Raw genomic sequence first — 20,278 nt, 5'->3', positions numbered from 1 at the left:
TCAGGCCAGCCCGTAGCGCCGGTCGAGCTCCGGGTCGGACGGCGGCGTGCCGAAGGACGCGGTCCACGCCCCGTCCGCCGCGAGCGACTGCCCCGAGACGTAGGCCGCCTCGTCGGACAGCAGGAACGCGACGACCGCCGCGACCTCCTCGGCCGTCGCGATCCGCCCCAGGGGCGGCCCCTGCGACAGGTGCCGCTCCTCGGCCGCGGGGTCGGCGGCCGCGGCGATCTGCGCCTCGAGGTGGGGCGTGCGGACACCGCCCGGCGCGACCGTGTTGGCGCGGATGCCGTAGCGCCCGTACGTGACGGCGACGCTGCGCGCGAGGGCGTCGATCCCACCCTTCGTGAGCTCGTACGCGGCGTGGTCGGCGAAGGAGGCCCGCCCGTGGATGGACCCGACGTTGACGATCGCCCCGCCCGAGACCTGGTCCGTGAACGCCTCCACCGCGGCGGCCGCGCCCCAGAGGTAGCCCAGGCCGTTGATGTCGACGATCTCGCGCACCGTGGCCTCCACCTCGGCCTCGCGCGCCGGGTCGGCGAGGGCGTGCAGGGGCGTGGTCCGCGTGACCCCGGCGTTGTTCACCCAGCCCGCCAGCGGGGCGAGCTCCCGCGCCCGGCGGGCGGCCTCGCGGTGCACCCCGCGCTCCCGCGAGTCGCCCAGCACGACGGCGGCGCAGACCCCGTCCTCGATGCTGCCCGACCCCCGGCTCCGCTCCACGCCGACCACGACCCAGCCGTCGGCGGCGAGCCGGGCCGCGATCGCCCGGCCGATGCCCTTGCCGGAGCCCGTGACGACGACGCTGCGCGCGCTCATCGCGCCGCCCCCGGGAAGAACCGCGGGGACAGGCCGAAGCCCAGGCCCGGCGCTGCCGGCGGCGTCGCGCGGCCGCCGTCGAACGTCGGCCCGCCCGTCACGAGCAGGGGCGCCGGGTCGTAGGGGTTGCCGTGGGGGGACCGGTCGAAGGTCTCGACGCCGACGCCCAGGTGCACGCTGACCTCCGGGTAGACATGGCTCGACGGCGCCGGCCCGGCGCCGCGCCAGGAACGCACGAGCCCGGCGGCCGGCGTGAGGCCGCCGATCGCGACGACGTCGACCCGCGGCACGTCGAGGGCGCCGAGCGCGGCGAGCCGGGCGTGGACCTCCGGGTCGGTGACCTCGTCGCCGATGCTCAGCGGCAGCCCGGTCGCGGCCCGGACCCGGGCCGCACCCGCCGCGTCCTCCGGCAGCAGCGGGTCCTCGAGCCACGCCAGGGCGGGCTCGCCGCCCGGTGCCGCGACGCCCCAGGCGGCGAGGTCGGCGAGCGCCTCCTCCGCGTCGCGCCAGCCGAAGCCGACGTCGACGACGAGGCCGTCCCGGCCCGGGACCGTGCGCCGGCCGCGCTCCGCGAGCCCCGCCCGCACCCGGGCGATCACGTCGCGCATGAGCGCGCGGTCCGGCGAGCGCGAGATCTTCAGCAGCGGCCACCCCTCGGCGGCGTGCCCGAGCACCTCGTCGGCGACGTCGGCGGCGGTGCGCCCCGGCGTCGGGTACGCGGCGACGAGGACCGCCGGGCGCGGGGCGCGGTCGGCGCCCAGCAGGCTCCAGACCGGGCGGCCCGTCGCCTGCCCGGCGACGTCCCACAGGGCCACGTCGACGAGCCCGATCGCCCGGCGCACCAGGCCGACCCGCCCGACGATCGCCGAGCCGCGCAGCATCGCGTCCCAGGCGGCGCGGACGTCGTCGGGACCCGCGACCCGGCGCCCCACGACGTGCGGCGCCACGAGCCGCTCGACGAGCTCCGCCATCGGCGCCTCCCGCGTGAGCGCGTAGGCGACGCCGACCAGCGGGCCGTCCGCCTCCCCCGGCTCCGGCTCGGCGAGCACCTCCACGGCGACGTACTCGCGCCGCGTCACGGTCATCGCGCCCAGCGGCAGGGGCTGCGGCAACGGCACGGCGACGGTGTGCGTGCGGACCTCGGTCACGCGGGCCATCAGCGCGTCACTCCGGCTTCTTCGCGAGCGGCACGCCGTAGTCGACCATGAAGCCGCCGTCGACGTAGAGGGTCTGCCCGACCACGTAGGACGCCTGGTCGGAGGCCAGGAACGCGACGGCGTTCGCCACCTCGGACGCGTCGGCCAGCCGGCCGGCGGGGATGCGCGCGAGGATCGTCTCCTCCGAGAGGGTCCCCGCCGCGACGCCCTGGCGGAACACCCCGGTGTCGATGTACCCCGGCGCCACCGCGTTGACGCGTACGCCCCGCGCCGCCCACTCCGCGCCGGCCGTCGCCGTGAGCGCGACCACCGCGGCCTTGGTCGTGGCGTACGGGGCGCGGCCGGCCGAGCCGCGCGAGGACACCGACGAGATGTTGACGACGGCCCCGCGCCCGGCCGCGAGCATGTGCCGGCCGGCGGCCTGCAGGCACGAGAAGACGCCGTGCAGGTTGACGTCCACCACCGCCGACCACTCGGCGAACGTGAGGTCCTCCAGGCCGCGGTGGCGCTGGATGCCCGCGTTGTTCACCAGGACGTCGATCCCGCCGAACCGCGCGGCGAGGTCGTCGAAGGTCGCGCGCACGGCCTCGGGGTCCGTCACGTCCAGGGACGTCCAGACGAGCCCCGCGGCCGTCGGGACGGGGCCGTCGCCGAGGGCGGGCAGGTCGTGCTGCGCGACGTCGGGGCACACGACGCGGTGGCCCTCGGCGGCGAGCCGCTCGGCGAGCTGCCGTCCGATGCCGGCGGCGCCGCCGGTGACGATCGCGAGCGGCGCGCGGGTCGGGGTCGGGTCGGTCACTGGTCCTCCTTCTCGCCCGGCGTGCCGGGCAGGGTGTCGATGAGCCGGGCGGCGTGCGCCTCGAGCCGGGCCAGGGACCCGGGGGCGACGGGCGTCTGCCACGCCTGGTAGGCGCCGCGCTCGTACGCGACGTCGGTGGGGAGGTAGACGAAGCCCGGCCCGTTGGTGAGGTTGGCGACGACGACGGGTCGGCCGGCGGCGTGCTCCCGGACGGTCCGCTGGAGCCGGGAGTACGCCTCCCCCGGGTGCGCGACGAGGATCGCGTCGCCGACCTGCCAGACCCACGCGGGGTGCCGGACGGTGGGCCCGGTGACGTAGCCGTCGCGCAGGTTGCGCGCGCGGCGCAGGCGCTCCTCCCGCGAGCCGGGGTCGATGCCGGCCCACTCCTGCTCGAGCTCGGCGATGGTCGGCAGGGGGCGCAGGTCGAGCTCGACGTCCTCCTGCCGCACGGCGAGCGTCGTGGACCCCGCGGACGGCGCCGGCTCCCAGACGCCCAGCGGCGCGCCGGACTCCACCACCCGCGTGAGCTCCCAGGACGTGCCGGGCGGGGGCAGCTCGGCGAGCGCGGCGAGCACGGCGTGCCCGAGCGCCTCGCCGTGCCGGTCGGCCACCGCGAGGTCGCCCGTGTACTGCTGGCGCGGGGCGAGCTCGCCGGACGCCCCCTGGAGGAACGCGACCGGCGCCCCCGTCGCCCCCTGGACCAGGTCCCGCATGGCGCCCACGTAGTCCGGGGAGACGAGCCGGTTCTGCCACGAGAGCGTGGTGGGGTGGCAGGCGTAGTTGACGATCGTGGCGAGCGGACGGCCGGGCCCGTCGCCGTCGGCGGCGGTGAGGCGGCCGACCAGCACGGTGTCGTCGGCGGGCACCTCGGGGTTCCAGCCGACGACGGGCCGCGGCTCGTCCGGCGTCTCCACGAGCAGCTCCCGGTCGGCCGCGAGGGCGCAGCGGCCGGTGGTCCACTCGAGGACGGCGGGGCGCAGCGCGCCGAGGGCCTCGCGCCCGGCGTCGACGGCCGCGGCGGCGAGCGCGTCGAGGTACCCCGGCACGAGGTCCCCGCCCGGCAGGTCGGCGTCGCCCGCGCACAGCACCGGGCCGGCGTGGGTGTGCGACAGGGAGATCAGCAGCCGCTCGGCGGGCAGGCCCAGGGCCTCGAGGACGCGGTGGCGCACCCCGGCCTCGTCGTCGACGCGGCGCCACCAGGTGCCGTCGACGGTCATCGTCACCACCGGGTCGCCGTCGGCCCCGGCGAGGGCCACCGCCGTCAGGGCCATGGACCGGTGCTGCCCCTCGGCGGCGTCCCAGTCCGCGGGCCCCCAGTTGCGGGCGCGGATCCCCACGGGTGGGCTGACGTCACGCGTCGCGACGCCGGCCAGGCCGTGGAACGCGGGCACGGGCACCCGGTCGTGCAGAGTCGCCATCGATCCTCCAGTCGTCGACGCCGCCGATGCTATAGCATGTGCGTCTCGGCGCCGGGCCCCCGGCCAGGCGTCGCACCCGGGTGGACCGCGGGGCGCGCCACAGGCGCGGCGACCCCCGCCGGCGCCACCACCGAACCGGAACCGGCCCCTGCCCCACCCGACCGACGGAGTAGCAATGGCGCTGAAGAACGTGCCCGACCTCAACGTGGCCGACCGCGTCACCGTGGAGCTGCGGGAGGCGATCTTCTCCGGCGAGCTGGAACCCGGCGAACGACTGGTGGAGCGCAAGCTCGCCGAGCGCCTGGGGACGAGCCACATCCCGGTGCGCGAGGCGCTCACCCGCCTCACCGAGGAGGGGCTCGTCGAACGGCTCCCCCACCGCGGCGCCCGCGTGGCGGCGCTCACCCGCCGGGACCTCGAGGAGATCTCCAGCCTGCGCACCCTGCTGGAGCAGTTCGCCGTCGTCCGCGTGCAGCAGGACTGGGACGCAGCCAAGGAGGCGCGGCTGCGCAAGATCGTGCAGCAGATGGTGCAGGCGGCCGAGAAGGGCAGCGCCGCGCGCGTCTTCGAGCTGGACCGGCGCTTCCACGAGCAGATCTGGGAGATGGCCGACCACCGGATGCTCATGGCGCTGAACGCGCAGCTCCGCAGCCGGATCACGGGCTTCCTGCGGGCGGCCAACGTGGCGCTGGAGCCGGCCGCGCGCGTCGCGCACGCGCAGACCCACGAGGAGATCGTCGACGCGATCGCCGGGGGCGACCCCGAGGCGGCCCGCCGCGTGATGGCCGAGCACGTCGGGGCGGCGGCGGCACGCCTCGCCCCGCACACGCAGGACGACGACTGAGCGCTCCGGAGCGCGACGGCGGGGCACGGGCGGTGCGGACGGCCGCGGCGCGCCCGTCCTGGTGCGACGAGGGGCCAGCCCGACCCTCCGCGCGATGCTCGTCCGTCGCTCGCCGACGAACGTGCGGCCGACGTTAATCCTGCTATAGCAAACCGTCAACAGGTGGCGCCGCGCCTCCGCCAGGAAGGGGTCAGCCATCTCAGCCGTGCAGCTCCGGACCGCCTCCGCCACCGACGCCGCGGCGCTCTACGCCCTGTGGGCCCGGGCGTTCGACGCCCCCCTCATGGTCCCGGTCTACGAGTCCGACGACGGCCGCCTGGGGCGCACCGTCCTCGCCGTCGCGCCCGGCCGGGACGGCGCCGTGCTGGCGTCGGTGTACTGGACGCCACGGGTCGTGACCTCGGCGGACGGCACGCGCGCACTGCGCGCCGGGTGCGTCGCGAACGTGGCGGCCGCGCCGGAGGCCCGGGGCCGCGGTCTGGTGCGCCGCGCGCTCGCCGTCGCGCTCGAGCAGATGGCGGCGGCCGGCACGGACGTCGCGCTGCTCTTCACCGGCACCCCGGGCGTCTACCGGTCCAGCGGGTTCGAGACGTTCGGCGTGCCCGTGCTCACCGGGCCCCCGCGCCCCGCCCCGGCGACCCCCGACCTCCCGGCTCCCGACCTGCTCGACGACCGGCCCGCCGGCCCGCCCGCGGTCCGCGTCGACCGCCTGCCGGGCGACCCGTGGGACCAGGGCTGGGGCCCGGCGCTTCCGTGGCGGCCGCTCGCCCGCCTGCACGACGCGGCCGACACGGGCGACGACGGACGGCGCCGCCCCCTCGCCACCGTCCGCACGGAGGACCACTGGCAGCGGCGGGTCCCGCTGTGGTTCCGGTCGTGCGAGCTGCTCACGGCGCGCGCGACCGACGGCGAGGTCGTCGGGTACGTGGTCCTCGAGCCGGGCCCGACCCTGCGGGTCCGCGAGCTCGCCGTCGACCCGGCCGCCCCCGGGCACCCTGCGGCCACGACCGCCCTCGCGGACGCCGCGCTGGCCCGCGCCCGTCACCACCGCGCCGCCTCGGTCGAGGTCCGGCTGCCGCAGGACGCGGCCGGCCTGGCGTTCGCCCGGGCGGTGCTGGCCGAGGCCACGCCGTCGGTCGACGCGACGGGGATGCTCCGGCCGGTCGGTGCCGGCCGGGCGGAGGTGGACGCGCTCCGGGGGTCGCCGTCCGCCGTCGGCGCCGGGTTCCACTGGCCGGGAGACTACGTCTGATCTCGGATGCTATGGCATCGACGAGATCCTCTCAGCGCTCTGACCTGCATCAACGCTCCTCGGTCAGCCGTTGACGTTGCTATAGGATTTGGCTACTCTGCTCGGGACGGCGCAACGACGCGCACCACCGTCGGCGCACCGCAGGACCCGCCCGGCCCCGCAGGACCGCTCGCCGACCACCCGCAGCCCCGGGCCGGTACGCGGAGCACCACCCCCGTCGCTCGCCCCGGACGGACCGTCGTCCCGACCGTCCCGAAGGGTGTCTCCCTTGACCTCCATCACCACGACCGGCCGCGCGGCCGGCGCACCCCAGACCCGCCCCGACCGCTCCGCCCCGACCCGCGTCGCGGCCCACCTCGCCGAGCTCACCGGCTGGCGCTCCCGCGACCTCGCGCACGGGACCGTCGCGCGGCTCCTCGGCCACGCCGCCCCCGGCGACGGCGCCGGCCGGCTGCTGCGCTTCGACGCCCGGTCGACCACCGCCGCGAACGGCGGCACCGTGCTGGCCCCGCGCGACGCGGGCGCCACCGGGCGCTGGCACACGGTGCACGCCGGCACCGCGGACTTCCGCTGGTTCGGGCACCTCGGCCCCGAGAGCCCCGCCGACGACGCGCTCGACGCCCTGGTGCGCGACCCCGCGGTGACACGCATCGAGGCGCACACGGACCTGCTGTTCCGCCGCCGGCACACGTTCACGCGCTCCCGTCTCGAGCTCGACTTCGGCGGGCACACCGTCGACACCGACGGCATCGAGCGCAACAGCCACGACAACCCGTTCGGCGCCCTGCTCTTCTTCCGGGGCCGCGTCGGCGACGCCACCCAGACGCGGGTGCTCACCGCCCCGCTGCCCGACCTCGCGGACGTCTTCGAGGTGGCCGACTCCGCCGCGTTCGCCGTCGGGCAGTGGTGGGCCGTGCAGTCCGACCCCCGGCCGGGGGGCGGCCGCGACGAGCGCGAGCTGCAGCGGCTGGTCGAGGTGACCGAGGTGGTGGACGGCACGCACGTGCGCGTCGACTACAAGAACGGCTGGGAGCTGCCGGCGGGCCGCACCCTGACCTGGACGCCGGTGGAGCCCGTCGAGCAGGTCCACGTGCGGCACCTGCGCTTCCTCGGCGCCGGCCCCTTCGACGGCCCGGAGGACGGCGAGCTCCCGGACGACCGGGAGTACACCGGCTCGCACCCCGTGGCCTTCGAGTACGCGGTGCGGTGCGACGTCGAGGAGGTGCACGGCGAGCGCACCTGGTGGCCGGTGATCATGCGGCGCTGGAACACGCACTTCGTCACCCGGCGGTGCTCGGTGTCCAACCCCCCGACCGTCTTCTACGGCGGCGCCGGCTACCTCACGCAGCAGATCTACTCCCTGTACGGGCACGTCGTCGACTGCCGGAGCCACAACGCCCGGCACCTCAACGACCTCACGGCCTCGGCCTACTGCCTCGTGGAGAACTGCCACGGCGACGGCGACGACGAGGGCGGCAACCCGTTCACGACGCACGGCCAGTACGAGCACGACCTCGTGTTCTCGGGCTGCAGCGGGCTCATGGACATCGCCAACTCGGGCGCGCAGTGGGGCACGGCGGCCAAGCGGATCACCGTGCGGCGGCACGTGGCGTCGTGGTTCGTGGTCGGCACGAAGATCACCGACCTCACGCTGGAGGACGTGCACGTCGTGGCCCGCTCGACGTTCGACCCCCAGGCCACCCTGACGATCAACGCCGACGGCGCCCGGCTGCGCGGCTGCTCGGCCGGGTTCTTCGCCGTGGGGCAGCGGTCCGCCCTGTCGTCCCGCCCGACCGTCGTCGAGGACTGCTCCTTCGCGCTGCCGCCCGGCTCCGTGCTGCACCAGACGCCCGTGACGAGCCCCGTGCACTTCGTGCGGACCCGGTTCACCGGCGTCGACGGCACCGTGCTGCGCGGCCCCGGTCCCGTGACCTTCACGGACTGCGAGGTCGTCGGGGCCACGGGCGACGAGGTCGCCGCCCCGATGAGCGTCGGGTCGGCGGACGTCACCGTGCGCGGCGGCCGGTGGACCGGCGCCGGGATCGTCCTGAGCGGCGCCCGCGACCAGCGCCTCACCGTCGACGGCACGACGATGACGGGCACGACCACGGCAGGCGCCCTCGTGTCCCGGGCCGGGACCGGTGCCGTCGCCGTGCACCTGCGCGGCGCCGACCTCACGGTGCCGGACGGCGCCGCGCACGTCGCCCTCGACGCCGGCCCGTCCTCGTACCAGGCCACCGGCACCCGGTTCGCCGGCGGGCGCCTCGACCTCGACGCCGCCGCGCCCGTGCTGCACGCCGGGTGCACGTTCGACGGCGTCGACGCCGTCCCCCAGCCCGGCCCCGCGACCGTGCTGCACGCGTCGCTCGGCTGACCCGCACCACCGCCCCACCCGTACCGAAGGAAGGACGGACGATGACCACCACCCCCACCACCCCCACCACCGAGGCGACCGAGGTCCCCTCGCGGCGCGCGCTGCTGCGCGTCGCCGGCATCGGCGGGCTCGTCGTCGCGGGAGCCGCCGCGGGCACGACCGCGGCGAGCGCCGCACCGCTCGCGGCGGCCAAGGCCGACAAGGCCGACAAGCCCGCCACCGACGTCGTCGTCGCCACCACCGTCGCCCAGCTCGTCGGCTGGCAGGCGAAGAAGCTCGACGACGGCACCGTGGCCCAGCTGCTCGGCCACGCGAAGGCCGGCGACGGGGCCGCGCGGCTCGTGCGCTACGACGCCCGCTCCACCGCCCGACCCAACGGCGGCACGGTGCTCGCGCCCGCGGACGCCGGGGCGAGGGGCCGCTGGCACACCCTGCACACCGGCACCGCCGACTTCCGCTGGTTCGGGCTCTTCGGCCCGCAGGCACCGGCCGACGACGCGCTGGACGCCCTCGTCGGCGACGCGAGCGTCAGCCGCATCGAGGCGCACAGCGACCTCGCCTTCGTGCGCCGCCACCGCTTCACGCGCTCGCACCTCGAGCTCGACTTCGGCGGGCACACGATGACCACCGAGGGCATCGAGGACGCCGGGCAGGACGACCCGTTCGCCGCGGTGCTGTTCTTCCGGGGCACCGTCACGGACGACGTCCGGACGAACACGCTCACCGCGGTCATGCCCGAGCTCCGGGACGACTACGAGGTCGCCGACTCGTCCCGGTTCGAGGTCGGGCAGTGGTACGCCCTCGAGGTGAACGCGCTGTCGGGCCGCTGGGAGAAGGAGCTCCAGCGCCTGGTCCAGGTGACGCAGGTCGTCGACGCCACCCACGTGCGCGTCAACTACAAGGCGGGCTGGGAGCTGGCCAAGGGGCGCACCCTGACCTGGACGCGCGTGGAGCCGGTGGAGCAGGTGCACGTGCGCCACCTGTCGTTCGTGGGTCGGCCCGACGGCGACCAGTACACGGGCTCGCACCCGATCGCCTACGAGTACGCGGTCGGCTGCGACGTGGAGGACGTGCACGGCGTGGCCACCTTCTGGCCGCTCGTCATGCGCCGGTGGAGCACGTTCTTCCGCACGTCGGGCTGCTCCCTCACCAACCCGGCGTCGGTGACGTGGGGCGGCGCGGGCTACCTGACCCAGCAGATCTACTGCAACTACGGGCACGTCGTGGACTGCCACACGAGCAACGCGCGGCACCTCAACGACTGGACCGCGTCGTCGTACGGGCTCGTGGAGAACTGCCACGGGGACGGCGACGACCAGGGCCCGTTCGTCACGCACGGCCAGTACGAGCACGACCTCACGTACGTGGGGAACTCCGGCCTCATGACGTTCGCCAACTCCGGCGCGGCGTGGGGCTCCTCCGCCAAGCGCATCACCGTCACCCGGCACGTGTGCTCGTGGTTCGTGGCCCGCGTCAAGGTCACCGACCTCACGCTCACCGACGTGCAGGTGATCCGCAAGGAGGGCCTGGCCGGCTCGGGGATGATGTGGGTGAACGCCGACGGCGTGCAGCTGCGCGGCTGCCAGGCCGACGACACCCTCATCGTCTCGCAGGCCTCGGACCGCTCCGCGCGACCGAACGTCATCGAGGGGTCGCGGTTCGCCGTCCTGCCCGACACCCCGGTCACCCAGGCGAACGTGACGCGACCGGTCCACCTGGTGCGCACCGCGCTGAGCGGGCTGAGGAACGCGTCGTTCGCCGGCTCCGGCCCCGTGGTGCTCGAGGACTGCGTCCTCGAGGCCGCGGAGGGCGCGGGCACCCTCACGGTCTCCGGCGACGTCACGGTGCGCGGCGGCGTGCTGCGGAACGTCGCCCTGGTGGCCGCGGGCGCCAAGGACCAGACCGTGCGCGCCGGCGGCGGCGCGCGCCTGGAGGGCGCCCCCGCCGGCGGGGCGTTCCTGTCCCGCAGGGCGGCGACGGCCACCGTGACGTGGGCGCTCGACGGGCTGGCGTCCACGGCCGGGGACGGCACGGCCCACGCGGTGCTGACCCAGGGCACGAACCGGTGGGCCGCCGTCGGCTCACGGTTCGCCGGAGGGAGGGTCGAGCTCGCGCCGGCGGCGTTCGGCGAGGGATCGACTCTCGTGCAGACGGGGACGGTCGAGCAGGGCGTCACGCGCACCGCGTTCCCGGAGGACGGCCCGCGCGTGGCGACGGCGGGCTCGCTCGTCCTCTGACGGCGCGACCCGTCCGGCTCCCTGGTCCCCGCCCGTCCCCGCCCCGCCCCACTCGGCGCGGGGACGGGCGGGACCCGGCCGCCGTGGGGGCCGCTCCCGGCCACCTTCGGGATCGAGGTCACAAATCGGTACCAGGTGGACCGGCCGTCGTGAGGGAGTTAACACCCGGGCCCGTCTGGCGTAACATCCCTCTGGCAGAGTGCTATAGCAAATAGCAGATTCTCTGGACGGGCGCCCGCCCCCGCGCGGGACGGGCACCCACAGTACGACCCCACGCAGCACCCATCGCAACGGAGCAAGGACCGCACGTGACCCCCACCCCCCAGGTCGTGACCGTCGCCCTCGTCGGCGCGGGGAACCGCGGCCAGACGTACGCCCGCTGGATCGCGGCGCACCCCGACCGGGCGCGCCTCGTCGCGGTCGCCGACCCGCGCCCCCACCAGCGCGGCCTCGTCGCCGCGCAGGCCCGCGAGTCCCGCGCGGGAGCCGGTGAGACGACGCCCGAGGTGCTCGAGCTCGAGGGCTGGCGGGACCTCGTCGCCGCCGGCACCGACCACGCCGACGGCCGCGTCGCGGACATGGTGATCGTCGCGACGCAGGACCGCGAGCACCGCGACCCCGTCGTCGCGCTGGCCCCCCAGGGCTACGCCGTCCTGGTGGAGAAGCCCCTGGCCCCGAGCCCGGAGGAGTGCCGCGCCGTCGTGGACGCGGTCGAGGCGGCGGGCACCTTGTTCGGGGTCTGCCACGTCATGCGCTACATGCCGTACACGGACCTGGTGAAGTCGGTCGTGGACTCCGGGGTCCTCGGCGAGATCGTCAACGTGCAGCACCTGGAGCCGGTCGGCTGGTGGCACGACGCCCACTCGTACGTGCGGGGCCCGTGGCGCACCGAGCGGACGTCCAGCCCGATGCTCCTCGCCAAGTCGAGCCACGACCTCGACTGGATCCGGTACGTCACCGGCAAGCGCATCACGAGCGTCGCGAGCTTCGGCTCCCTCAAGCACTTCCGCCCCGAGGAGCGGCCGGAGGGCGCCGCGGACCGGTGCCTCGACTGCCCCCTCGAGCCCACCTGCCCCTACTCGGCGCCCCGGCTCTACCTGACCACGCTGCGCGAGCAGGGCCCGATCTGGCCCGTCTCGGTGATCACCGACGCGACCGACGAGGCGGGCGTCCTCGACGCCCTGCGCACCGGCGACTACGGCCGCTGCGTCTACGCCTCCGACAACGACGTCGTGGACCACCAGGTCGTCGCGATGGAGCTCGACGGGGGCTCCGCCGCCACCTTCACGATGACGGCGTTCAGCGAGCAGGACCACCGCAAGACGCAGATCTTCGGCACCCACGGCTGCCTCGACGGCGACGGCGAGAAGGTGCGCGTCACCGACTTCCGCGACGGGAGCGTGACCGTGCACGACGGCGGCCACCACGGCGCGACCAACGCCGCCGACGACCACGGCGGCGGCGACAGCGGCGTCATGGACGCCTTCGTGCGCGCCGTCGCCACCGGCGACCCGAGCCACGTGCGCTCCGGCGCCGTCGAGTCCCTCCAGTCCCACCTCGCGGTCTTCGCCGCCGAGGAGTCCCGGCACCACCGCACCGTCGTCGACGTCCCCGCCCGGTGACCGCCGCCGACCGACCCGTCCCCCCGGACGGCACCGACCTGCTCGACACCCGACACAGCCCATCGCCCGGACGCACTGGAGCGGCCCGGGCACTCCCGAAGGAGAAGTCGATGACCCAGCGCACGATCCGGCGCGGCTGGACCGCCGCCCTCGCCCTCGCCTCGCTCGGCGCCCTCACGGCGTGCGGCGGCGGCACCACGGGCGGCGACGCCGTCCCCGAGCCCGAGGACGGTGCCGCCTCCGGCTCCGTCACCATGTGGACCTACCCGGTCATCGCGGACGAGGCCGCCCACAAGAAGTTCTGGGACGAGAAGATCGCGGAGTTCACGAAGGAGAACCCCGACGTCGACGTGAACGTCGAAATCTACCCCTGGGCCGGCCGCGACGAGACGCTCGCGACCGCCATCGCCGGCAACAAGGGGCCGGACGTCGTCTACCTCATCCCCGACCAGCTGCCGAAGTACGCGAAGTCCCTCGCCGCCGTCGACAACTTCGTCACCGACCAGTCGGCCGGGCTGCGCGAGAACGCCAAGGCCGCCGTGACGATCGACGACGCCATGCTCGGGTCGCCGCTGATCATGAACTCCAAGCCCCTGGTCTGCAACGCCGCCGCGTTCGACGCGATCGGCGAGTCCGGCAACTACCCCGCCACGTGGGACGACCTCATGGCGCTGGCGCCGGAGTTCAAGGACGCGGGCTACGACGTCACCAACTACTGGGGCGCCGTCGACGCGACGCTCAACGAGTCGTTCTACCCGCTCCTGTGGCAGGCGGGCGGCTCGGTGTTCACCGAGGACGGCACGGGGGTCGCGTTCGACTCCCCCGAGGGCGTCGAGGCGCTGCAGTTCATCACCGACCTCGCCGAGGGCGGCTACGTCGAGAAGGACCTGCTGACCACGATCCCGGCGTTCGAGCAGACCCGCACCGCCCAGGGCAAGATCGCCTGCACCTGGCAGCAGGGTCCGGCCGACGTCGCGTCCTTCTGGGGCGAGGACAACGTGGTCGTGCTGCCGTCCCTCAAGGAGGCCAAGTCGATCGGCTACGGCACCGTCGGCTCGCTGTCGCTGATGAAGGGCTCGGACGACCTGGACGCGGCCGGCAAGTGGCTCGCGTTCGCCACGAGCGACGAGGTCAGCGCCGAGTACGCCCAGGCCTCCGGCTGGTTCGGGCCGTACAGCGACCAGACGGGCCTCTACGAGGGCGACAAGACCATGACGGCCCTCGAGGACACGCTCGACGCCACCACCTCCGGCGACCTCAACGAGAAGTCCCGCGAGGTCATGGGCGTCCTCGCCCCGGAGATCCAGGCCGCGCTCATCGGCGAGAAGACCCCGGAGCAGGCGCTCGAGGACGCCGCCGCGGCGGCTGCGCCCCTGCTCGGCTGACCCACCCGCGCGGGTCCGGAGCGGACCGACGCACCGTGCACGGACGTGCCGGGCGCCGGGAGCCCGCCTCCCGGCGCCCGGCGCCCGCGCCGCGAAGGAGAACCACCCATGACGACCACCACCCCGACCGCACCCGCCCCGGGCGCGGCGACCGGCCCCCGGCCTCCCGGCCGGCCGGGCGCCCTGCGCCGCACGATGGCGCGGCGCGAGGCCCGCATCGGCCTGCTGTTCGCGCTGCCGGCGTTCCTGCTCTTCCTGCTCTTCCGCTTCGGGCCGGCGATCGCCGGCGTCGGCCTGAGCTTCTTCGACTACACGATCGGCGCCGGCGCCGAGTGGACCGGGCTGGACAACTTCCGCCGGCTGGTCGTCGACCCGGTGTTCTGGTCCGCGCTGCGCGTGACGATCGTGCTGAGCGTCCTCATCGTCCCGGTCCAGCTCGCGATCTCGACCCTCATGGCGCTGCTGGTGCGGCGCGGGTTCCGCGGCTCGCGGCTGTACCGGTCGGTGTTCTTCCTGCCCGTCGTGACGAGCCTCGTGCTCGCGGCGACCGTCTTCACCTGGGTGTTCTCGACCGGCGGACCCTGGTCGAAGCTCATGGGGCTGCTCGGGCTGTCGACCGACTCGTGGCTGGGGTCGACGACGTTCGTCCTGCCCGCGCTCGCGCTCGTGGCCATCTGGTCCCGGTTCGGCTACGGGATGCTGATCCTGCTGGCCCGGATGCAGGACCTCCCCCGCGAGCTCGAGGAGGCCGCGGCGATCGACGGCGCCAACGGCTGGCAGCGGTTCTGGAACATCATCGTGCCGCAGCTCAAGCCGACCCTGTTCTTCCTCGCGGTCATCGAGACGACCGCGTCGTTCCAGATCTTCGACCTCGTCTACATGATGACCGGCGGCGGGCCCGCCCGGGCGAGCTACAGCCTCGTCTACGAGATCTACAACCAGGGCTTCAAGTACTTCGACCTCGGGTACGCCAGCGCCCTCGGCGTCGCCCTGTTCGTCCTCACGCTCGTCGTCGCCCTCGTGCAGCGAGCCGTCATCGGGAAGGAGAAGTGACCATGACGACCCAGGTCACCACGCCGCCCCCCGCGGCCGCCCCGCGCCCCGCGAGCCCTCCCGCGCGGCGCCGCCGCTCGCGCGGCTCGGGCATGGAGCCGACCCTCGGCGGCAAGGTCGTGCGCTACGTCGTGCTCTCCGTGGCCGCCGTCGTGACGATCTTCCCGTTCTACGCGATGGTCGTCCTGTCGCTGAAGCCGGCCGCCGCGATCGAGTTCCCCGCGTCGCTGCTGCCGACGAACCTCGGCACGGGCGCCTACGAGCGGGTGCTCTCCGCCGGCGGGATCGGCACGTGGTTCGTCAACACGCTGATCTACTCGGCCGTGTCGGTCGTGGCGGTGCTCGCCCTGTCCGCGATGGCCGGCTACGCGTTCGCCAAGAAGCGGTTCCCGGGCCGCGAGACGATGTTCTGGTCGTTCCTCGCGATGGTCATGGTGCCGTACCACGTGACCCTCATCCCGACGTTCATCCTCATCGCGCAGGCGGGCGGCCTCGACACCTACTGGGGCCTCATCCTGCCGACCCTGGCGAACGCGCAGGCCGTCTTCCTCATGCGGCAGTTCATCGTGGACCTGCCCGACGAGCTGTTCGAGGCGGCCAAGCTCGACGGCGCCTCGGAGTGGCGCATCTTCGTCTCGATCGTCCTGCCGCTGTGCAAGCCGATCCTCGCGACGCTCGGCACGTTCGTCTTCCTGTGGCACTGGAACGACTTCCTGTGGCCGCTCATCATCGGCCAGGGCACGGAGCACTGGACCCTCACCGTCGGCATCGCCTCGCTGCAGCAGCAGGACGTGCCGCTCAACATGATCCTCGCCGGCGCGACCATCTCGTTCGTGCCGATCTTCGCCGCCTACCTCGTGGCCCAGCGCTACTTCCAGGAGGGCGTCACGATGTCCGGAATCAAGGGATGACCGCACGCATGACGACGACCACCGCACCGTCCGCCCGCCTCTCGGCCCCGGCCTCCGTGGCCGAGCTGGAGCGCCTGCTCACCACCCCGTCCCCCGCGCTCGTCGAGGACATGGCCGCCCGCACGGGCGACCTCGTGATCCTCGGCGCGGGCGGCAAGATGGGCCCCTCCCTCACCGTCCTCGCCCGGCGGGCCCTCGACGCCGCCGGTCGCTCCGGAGACGCCGTGCACGCCGTCTCCCGCTGGTCCGACGCCGCGCAGGCCGACACCCTGCGGGACGCCGGGGTGGACGTCGTCACGGCCGACCTGATGGGCCCCGACGCCGACCTGTCCGCGCTGCCCGACGCGGCCGACGTCGTCTACATGGTGGGGGCCAAGTTCGGCACGACCTCCGCGCCGTCGCTCGCGTGGGCGGCGAACGCCGCGCTGGTGCACGACGTCGCCCGGCGCTACGCCGACTCCACGATCGCCGCGTTCTCCACCGGCAATGTGTACCCGCTCGTGCCGGTCGGGTCGGGCGGCTGCGCCGAGGACCACCCGGTGGGGCCCGTCGGCGAGTACGCGATGAGCTGCCTGGGACGCGAGCGGCTGTTCGAGCACGTGGCCCTCACCCGCGGCACGAAGGTCGCCACCGTCCGGCTCAACTACGCCGTCGACCTGCGCTACGGCGTGCTGTTCGACGTCGCGTCCCCGATCCTCGCGGGCGAGCCCGTGGACGTCACCACCGGGCACGTCAACGTGGTGTGGCAGGGCTACGCCAACGAGGTCGCGCTGCGCGCCCTCGGGCACGCGTCCGCGCCCGCCACGGCCATCAACCTCACCGGGCCGGAGACCGCGTCCGTGCGCCGGCTCGCGACGCAGCTCGGCGCCGCCCTGGGCCGCGAGGTGTCCTTCACGGGCACCGAGTCGCCCACGGCGCTGCTCAACGACGCGAGCCGCTGCCACGAGCTCTTCGGCTACCCCCAGGTGCCGCTGCGGACCCTGGTGGAGTGGCAGGCCGCGTGGCTGGCCGCCGGGCTGCCGACGTCGGGCAAGCCGACCAAGTTCGCCGTCCGCGACGGGAAGTTCTGATGACGGCCGCCCCGGTCGAGGTGCCCCGCCTGGCGGACGACGTCGGCGCGCTGCTGCGCGCGGGCACCGTGATCCCCGCGCAGCCGCTCGCCCTCGACGCCGGCCGCCGGCTCGACGAGCGGCGCCAGCGCGCCCTCACCCGCTACTACCACGCGGCCGGCGCCGGGGGCGTGGCCGTGGGCGTGCACACCACGCAGTTCGAGATCCGCGAGCACGGCCTCCTCCGCCCCGTGCTGGAGCTCGCCGCCGAGGTCTCGCGGGACACGATCGCCGGTCGTGCGCCCGCCGGGGCGGCGGAGCCCGGCCCGCGGCCGCTCGTCCAGGTCGCGGGCGCCGCGGGCGACGTGCGGCAGGCCGTCGCCGAGGCGGAGCTCGCCGCCGGCCTGGGCTACGACGCCGTGCTGCTCGCGCCGCGCGTGCCCGGGCTGACGGGGACGCGCGAGGAGGTCGAGCGGGTGCTGCTCGACCGGGCCCGGGCCGTGGGCGAGGTGCTGCCCGTGATCGGCTTCTACCTCCAGGAGGCGATCGGCGGCCCGCGCCTGTCGGTCGGCTTCTGGCGCGAGTACGCGTCGATCGAGGCGGTCGTCGCGATCAAGGCGGCGCCCTTCCACCGCTACCGGACCCTCGACGTGCTGCGGGGCGTCGCCGCGTCCGGCCGCGGCGACCAGATCGCCCTGTACACGGGGAACGACGACGCCATCGTGGCCGACCTCGTGTCGCGGCTCGACGTGCCGGTGGCCGCCCCGGACGGGGGCACGTCCACCTACCGCGCCCGGTTCGTCGGCGGCCTGCTCGGTCAGTGGGCGGTCTGGACCGCCGGCGCGGTCGAGACGCTGCGCCTGGCCCACGCCGCGCACGGCGACCCGCCGCCCGGCACGAGCACCGCCACCGTGCCAGACCCGGGAGCGCTCGCGGCCCTCGTCGCGCGGCAGTCCGCCCTCACGGACGCGAACGCCGCGGTGTTCGACGCCGCCCACGACTTCGCGGGCGTCATCGCCGGCGTGCACGAGGTGCTGCGGCGCCAGGGCCTGCTCGACGGCATCTGGTGCCTCGACCCCGCGGAGACCCTGTCTCCCGGGCAGGCCGAGGAGCTGACCCGCGTGACCGCGTCGTACCCGTGGCTCGCCGCCGCGGACGACGCGCTGATCGCCGAGCACCGGGACGCGTGGCTCGCATGACGGCCGCCGGGACCGCTCGCCCCGTGGCCGTCGTCGCGGTCGCCCCCGGGCTGCGCGACGAGTTCTTCGCGCCCGACGCCTGGTCGGCCCTGGAGGCGGCCGTCGACGTCGTCGCCGTGGACGAGCCCGCGGGGCTGGTCGCGGCGCTGGCGGCGGCCGACCCTCAGGTGCGGGCCCGGGCGCGGGTGCTCGTCATCTCCTGGGGGACGCCGCGCCTGGACGCCACCGTGCTCGACCTCCTCCCGTCGCTGCGCCTCGTGGCGCACACCGGGGCCTCGGTGAAGCCGTTCGTCTCGTCCGAGCTCTTCGACCGCGGGGTCCGGGTGACGCAGGCGGGCCAGGGCATGGCCCGCCCGGTCGCCGAGGTGTCGGTCGCGTTCGCCCTCGCGCTGCTGCACCGGCTGCCCCGGTTCCACAACGCGCTGCACGACGGCGCCCCGTGGGAGCGCGCCGAGGACGCGCCGCCGCGCCACGAGATCGCGGGCTCGCGCGTCGGCGTGCTCGGGGCGTCCCGCACCGGGCGCGCCGCCATCGCGATGCTGCGCGCCCTCGGCGCCGAGGTCGTGGTCGCCGACCCGACGCTCACGGCGGCCGACGCGGCGGCCCTGGGCGTCGGGCTGCTCCCGCTCGACGAGCTCCTGGCCACCAGCCGCGTGACGATGATCCACGCCCCGACGCTGCCCGAGACCCGCCACCTGGTGGGCGCCCGCGAGCTGGGGCTCATGCCGGACGGCGCGGGGCTGGTCAACACCGCGCGGTCGTGGCTGACCGACGAGGACGCCCTCGTGCGCGAGCTCACGACGGGACGGATCGACGCGGCGCTCGACGTGTACGACGACGAGCCCCTGCCCCGCGACCACCCCCTGCGGCGGCTGCCCAACGTGCTGCTCACCCCGCACCACGCGGCCGCGACCGTCGAGGGCCGCCTGCGCCAGGGCGCCATCGTCGTGGACGAGGTCGCGCGCCACCTCGAGGGCCGGCCGCTCGGCCACGAGGTGACGCGCGACGCGCTCCACGGGATCGCCTGAGGGACCCCGCCGCTCAGGCGTACACGGTGCCCATGAGCTCGCGGACGTCGGCCAGCGTGCGGTCCGCGACCTCGTTCGCCCGGGCGTTGCCCCGCGCGAGGACGTCCCGCACGACGGCGGGGCCGTCCGACGCGAGGGCACGCCGGCGCTCGCGCAGCGGCCGCAGCCCCTCCACGACCGCCTCCGTCACGACGGACTTGAGGCGGCCGGCACCGGCGTCCCCCACCTGGTCGGCCAGCTCCTGCGGCGTCGTGCCCGCGAAGTGCGCGCCGATCCGCAGCAGGTTCGCCACCTCGGGACGCCCGTCGGGGTCGTAGGCGATGTGCCGCTCGGAGTCCGTGCGGGCCCGGCGGAAGAAGCGCACCGTGTCGTCCTCCGACGCGCGCAGCTCCAGCGCGTTGCCCCGCGACTTGCTCATCTTGGCGCCGTCGTTCCCCAGCACCGTCAGCGACGGCGTGAGCAGCGCCTCCGGCTCCGGGAAGTACGGGCTCGCGGTCGCGTAGCGCTGGTTGAACCGCCGCGCGACGATCCGCGTCGTCTCCAGGTGCGGCAGCTGGTCGAGGCCCACGGGCACGAGGTTGCCGTGGCAGAACAGGATGTCCGCGGCCTGGTGCACCGGGTAGGTGAACAGCAGCCCGGACATGCCGCGCCCCTGCCGCCTCTCCGCGTCCGCGGCCTCCGCCTTCACGGTGGGGTTGCGCTCCAGCTCCGCGACGCTGACCAGCGACAGGAACGGCAGCAGCAGCTGGTTCAGCGCCGGGACGGCGGAGTGCGTGAACACGGTGCTGCGGGCGGGGTCGACGCCCGCGGCGAGGTAGTCGAGCACCACCTCGCGCACGACGGCGGGCAGGTCGCCGGCGTCGTCCCGGTCGGTGATGACCTGGTAGTCGGCGACGACGAGGACCACCTCGACCCCGGCGTCCTGCAGCCGCACCCGGTTGTCGAGGGTGGCGAGCAGGTGGCCGAGGTGCAGGGCGCCCGTCGGCCGGTCGCCGGTGAGGACGCGGAAGCGGCCCGGGTCGCGGGCGATCTCGGCCTCGATCTCGGCCGAGCGGGCCTGCGCGACGGCGGCGCTCGCCGTGGCCGCCGGGGACGGCGCGGGGACGGGGGAGGCGGCGGGGGCGGACAGGACGGACC

The 20,278-nt window shown here is 75.3% G+C and carries 16 protein-coding genes; 11 read left to right on the top strand and 5 right to left on the bottom strand.

Features of this window, described 5'->3' with window-relative positions; all coding sequences use genetic code 11:
- The 4 genes from ACFU5J_RS12875 to ACFU5J_RS12860 are packed head-to-tail and all read right to left on the bottom strand — an operon-like array spanning nucleotide 1 to nucleotide 4,187.
- A complete protein-coding gene (locus tag ACFU5J_RS12875; RefSeq protein WP_430578965.1) occupies nucleotides 1-813 on the bottom strand; it encodes an SDR family NAD(P)-dependent oxidoreductase in 813 nt (270 codons plus the stop codon).
- Complete coding sequence (locus tag ACFU5J_RS12870; protein ID WP_430578964.1) at nucleotides 810-1,970, bottom strand: enolase C-terminal domain-like protein; 1,161 nt, start codon at nucleotides 1,968-1,970, stop codon at nucleotides 810-812. Before ACFU5J_RS12870 ends, ACFU5J_RS12875 begins: the two co-directional genes overlap by 4 nt.
- Before the next feature lie 7 nt (nucleotides 1,971-1,977).
- The gene (locus tag ACFU5J_RS12865; protein WP_430578963.1) at nucleotides 1,978-2,769 is read right to left on the bottom strand and encodes an SDR family NAD(P)-dependent oxidoreductase; all 792 of its coding nucleotides are present in this window, start codon (nucleotides 2,767-2,769) and stop codon (nucleotides 1,978-1,980) included.
- Entirely contained in the window at nucleotides 2,766-4,187 is a 1,422-nt protein-coding gene (locus ACFU5J_RS12860) for a hypothetical protein (protein ID WP_430578962.1), read from the bottom strand. Before ACFU5J_RS12860 ends, ACFU5J_RS12865 begins: the two co-directional genes overlap by 4 nt.
- Before the next feature lie 175 nt (nucleotides 4,188-4,362).
- On the opposite strand from ACFU5J_RS12860, the gene ACFU5J_RS12855 reads away from it, so the two are divergent.
- From ACFU5J_RS12855 to ACFU5J_RS12805, 11 genes are all read left to right on the top strand, one after another.
- The gene (locus ACFU5J_RS12855) at nucleotides 4,363-5,031 is read left to right on the top strand and encodes a GntR family transcriptional regulator (protein ID WP_430574435.1); all 669 of its coding nucleotides are present in this window, start codon (nucleotides 4,363-4,365) and stop codon (nucleotides 5,029-5,031) included.
- A 205-nt stretch (nucleotides 5,032-5,236) separates the two neighbouring features.
- The gene (locus ACFU5J_RS12850) at nucleotides 5,237-6,283 is read left to right on the top strand and encodes a GNAT family N-acetyltransferase (RefSeq protein ID WP_430578961.1); all 1,047 of its coding nucleotides are present in this window, start codon (nucleotides 5,237-5,239) and stop codon (nucleotides 6,281-6,283) included.
- Between the two features lie 268 nt (nucleotides 6,284-6,551).
- Nucleotides 6,552-8,657, top strand: coding sequence for a peptidase C14 (locus tag ACFU5J_RS12845; RefSeq protein WP_430578960.1), 2,106 nt, complete (start codon nucleotides 6,552-6,554; stop codon nucleotides 8,655-8,657).
- 41 nt (nucleotides 8,658-8,698) lie between these two features.
- Nucleotides 8,699-10,894, top strand: coding sequence for a peptidase C14 (locus tag ACFU5J_RS12840; protein ID WP_430578959.1), 2,196 nt, complete (start codon nucleotides 8,699-8,701; stop codon nucleotides 10,892-10,894).
- 308 nt (nucleotides 10,895-11,202) lie between these two features.
- A complete protein-coding gene (locus ACFU5J_RS12835; RefSeq protein ID WP_430578958.1) occupies nucleotides 11,203-12,516 on the top strand; it encodes a Gfo/Idh/MocA family protein in 1,314 nt (437 codons plus the stop codon).
- A gap of 110 nt (nucleotides 12,517-12,626) precedes the next feature.
- Entirely contained in the window at nucleotides 12,627-13,901 is a 1,275-nt protein-coding gene (locus ACFU5J_RS12830; RefSeq protein WP_430578957.1) for an ABC transporter substrate-binding protein, read from the top strand.
- Nucleotides 13,902-14,009: 108 nt separating this feature from the next.
- A complete protein-coding gene (locus ACFU5J_RS12825; protein WP_430574429.1) occupies nucleotides 14,010-14,954 on the top strand; it encodes a carbohydrate ABC transporter permease in 945 nt (314 codons plus the stop codon).
- 2 nt (nucleotides 14,955-14,956) lie between these two features.
- On the top strand, nucleotides 14,957-15,865 hold the full coding sequence (locus ACFU5J_RS12820; RefSeq protein WP_430574428.1) for a carbohydrate ABC transporter permease: 909 nt from the start codon (nucleotides 14,957-14,959) through the stop codon (nucleotides 15,863-15,865).
- On the top strand, nucleotides 15,862-16,935 hold the full coding sequence (locus ACFU5J_RS12815; RefSeq protein ID WP_430578956.1) for an NAD-dependent epimerase/dehydratase family protein: 1,074 nt from the start codon (nucleotides 15,862-15,864) through the stop codon (nucleotides 16,933-16,935). The genes ACFU5J_RS12820 and ACFU5J_RS12815 overlap by 4 nt, the downstream gene beginning before the upstream one ends.
- Nucleotides 16,935-18,113, top strand: a complete 1,179-nt coding sequence (locus ACFU5J_RS12810) for a dihydrodipicolinate synthase family protein (protein ID WP_430578955.1) — start codon at nucleotides 16,935-16,937, stop codon at nucleotides 18,111-18,113. Before ACFU5J_RS12815 ends, ACFU5J_RS12810 begins: the two co-directional genes overlap by 1 nt.
- Complete coding sequence (locus ACFU5J_RS12805; protein ID WP_430579008.1) at nucleotides 18,110-19,141, top strand: hydroxyacid dehydrogenase; 1,032 nt, start codon at nucleotides 18,110-18,112, stop codon at nucleotides 19,139-19,141. Before ACFU5J_RS12810 ends, ACFU5J_RS12805 begins: the two co-directional genes overlap by 4 nt.
- A gap of 13 nt (nucleotides 19,142-19,154) precedes the next feature.
- Here the strand turns inward: ACFU5J_RS12805 and trpS are convergent, their stop codons facing one another.
- Nucleotides 19,155-20,270, bottom strand: a complete 1,116-nt coding sequence (gene trpS / locus ACFU5J_RS12800; protein WP_430579007.1) for a tryptophan--tRNA ligase — start codon at nucleotides 20,268-20,270, stop codon at nucleotides 19,155-19,157.
- Between the last annotated feature and the right edge of the window lie 8 nt (nucleotides 20,271-20,278).

It is taken from the genome of Isoptericola sp. NPDC057559 (assembly GCF_042801555.1).
In the GTDB taxonomy this organism is placed as follows: domain Bacteria; phylum Actinomycetota; class Actinomycetes; order Actinomycetales; family Cellulomonadaceae; genus Isoptericola.
This window is presented reverse-complemented; position numbering and strand designations above follow the sequence as displayed.

Excerpts from the sequence above, each read along its gene's own strand:
- ACFU5J_RS12875 (WP_430578965.1), bottom strand. The coding sequence starts at position 813 with ATGAGCGCGCGCAGCGTCGTCGTCACGGGCTCCGGCAAGGGCATCGGC.
- ACFU5J_RS12870 (WP_430578964.1), bottom strand. The coding sequence starts at position 1,970 with ATGGCCCGCGTGACCGAGGTCCGCACGCACACCGTCGCCGTGCCGTTG.
- ACFU5J_RS12860 (WP_430578962.1), bottom strand. The coding sequence starts at position 4,187 with ATGGCGACTCTGCACGACCGGGTGCCCGTGCCCGCGTTCCACGGCCTG.
- ACFU5J_RS12855 (WP_430574435.1), top strand. The coding sequence starts at position 4,363 with ATGGCGCTGAAGAACGTGCCCGACCTCAACGTGGCCGACCGCGTCACC.
- ACFU5J_RS12840 (WP_430578959.1), top strand. The coding sequence starts at position 8,699 with ATGACCACCACCCCCACCACCCCCACCACCGAGGCGACCGAGGTCCCC.
- ACFU5J_RS12830 (WP_430578957.1), top strand. The coding sequence starts at position 12,627 with ATGACCCAGCGCACGATCCGGCGCGGCTGGACCGCCGCCCTCGCCCTC.
- ACFU5J_RS12825 (WP_430574429.1), top strand. The coding sequence starts at position 14,010 with ATGACGACCACCACCCCGACCGCACCCGCCCCGGGCGCGGCGACCGGC.
- ACFU5J_RS12820 (WP_430574428.1), top strand. The coding sequence starts at position 14,957 with ATGACGACCCAGGTCACCACGCCGCCCCCCGCGGCCGCCCCGCGCCCC.
- ACFU5J_RS12815 (WP_430578956.1), top strand. The coding sequence starts at position 15,862 with ATGACCGCACGCATGACGACGACCACCGCACCGTCCGCCCGCCTCTCG.
- ACFU5J_RS12810 (WP_430578955.1), top strand. The coding sequence starts at position 16,935 with ATGACGGCCGCCCCGGTCGAGGTGCCCCGCCTGGCGGACGACGTCGGC.
- ACFU5J_RS12805 (WP_430579008.1), top strand. The coding sequence starts at position 18,110 with ATGACGGCCGCCGGGACCGCTCGCCCCGTGGCCGTCGTCGCGGTCGCC.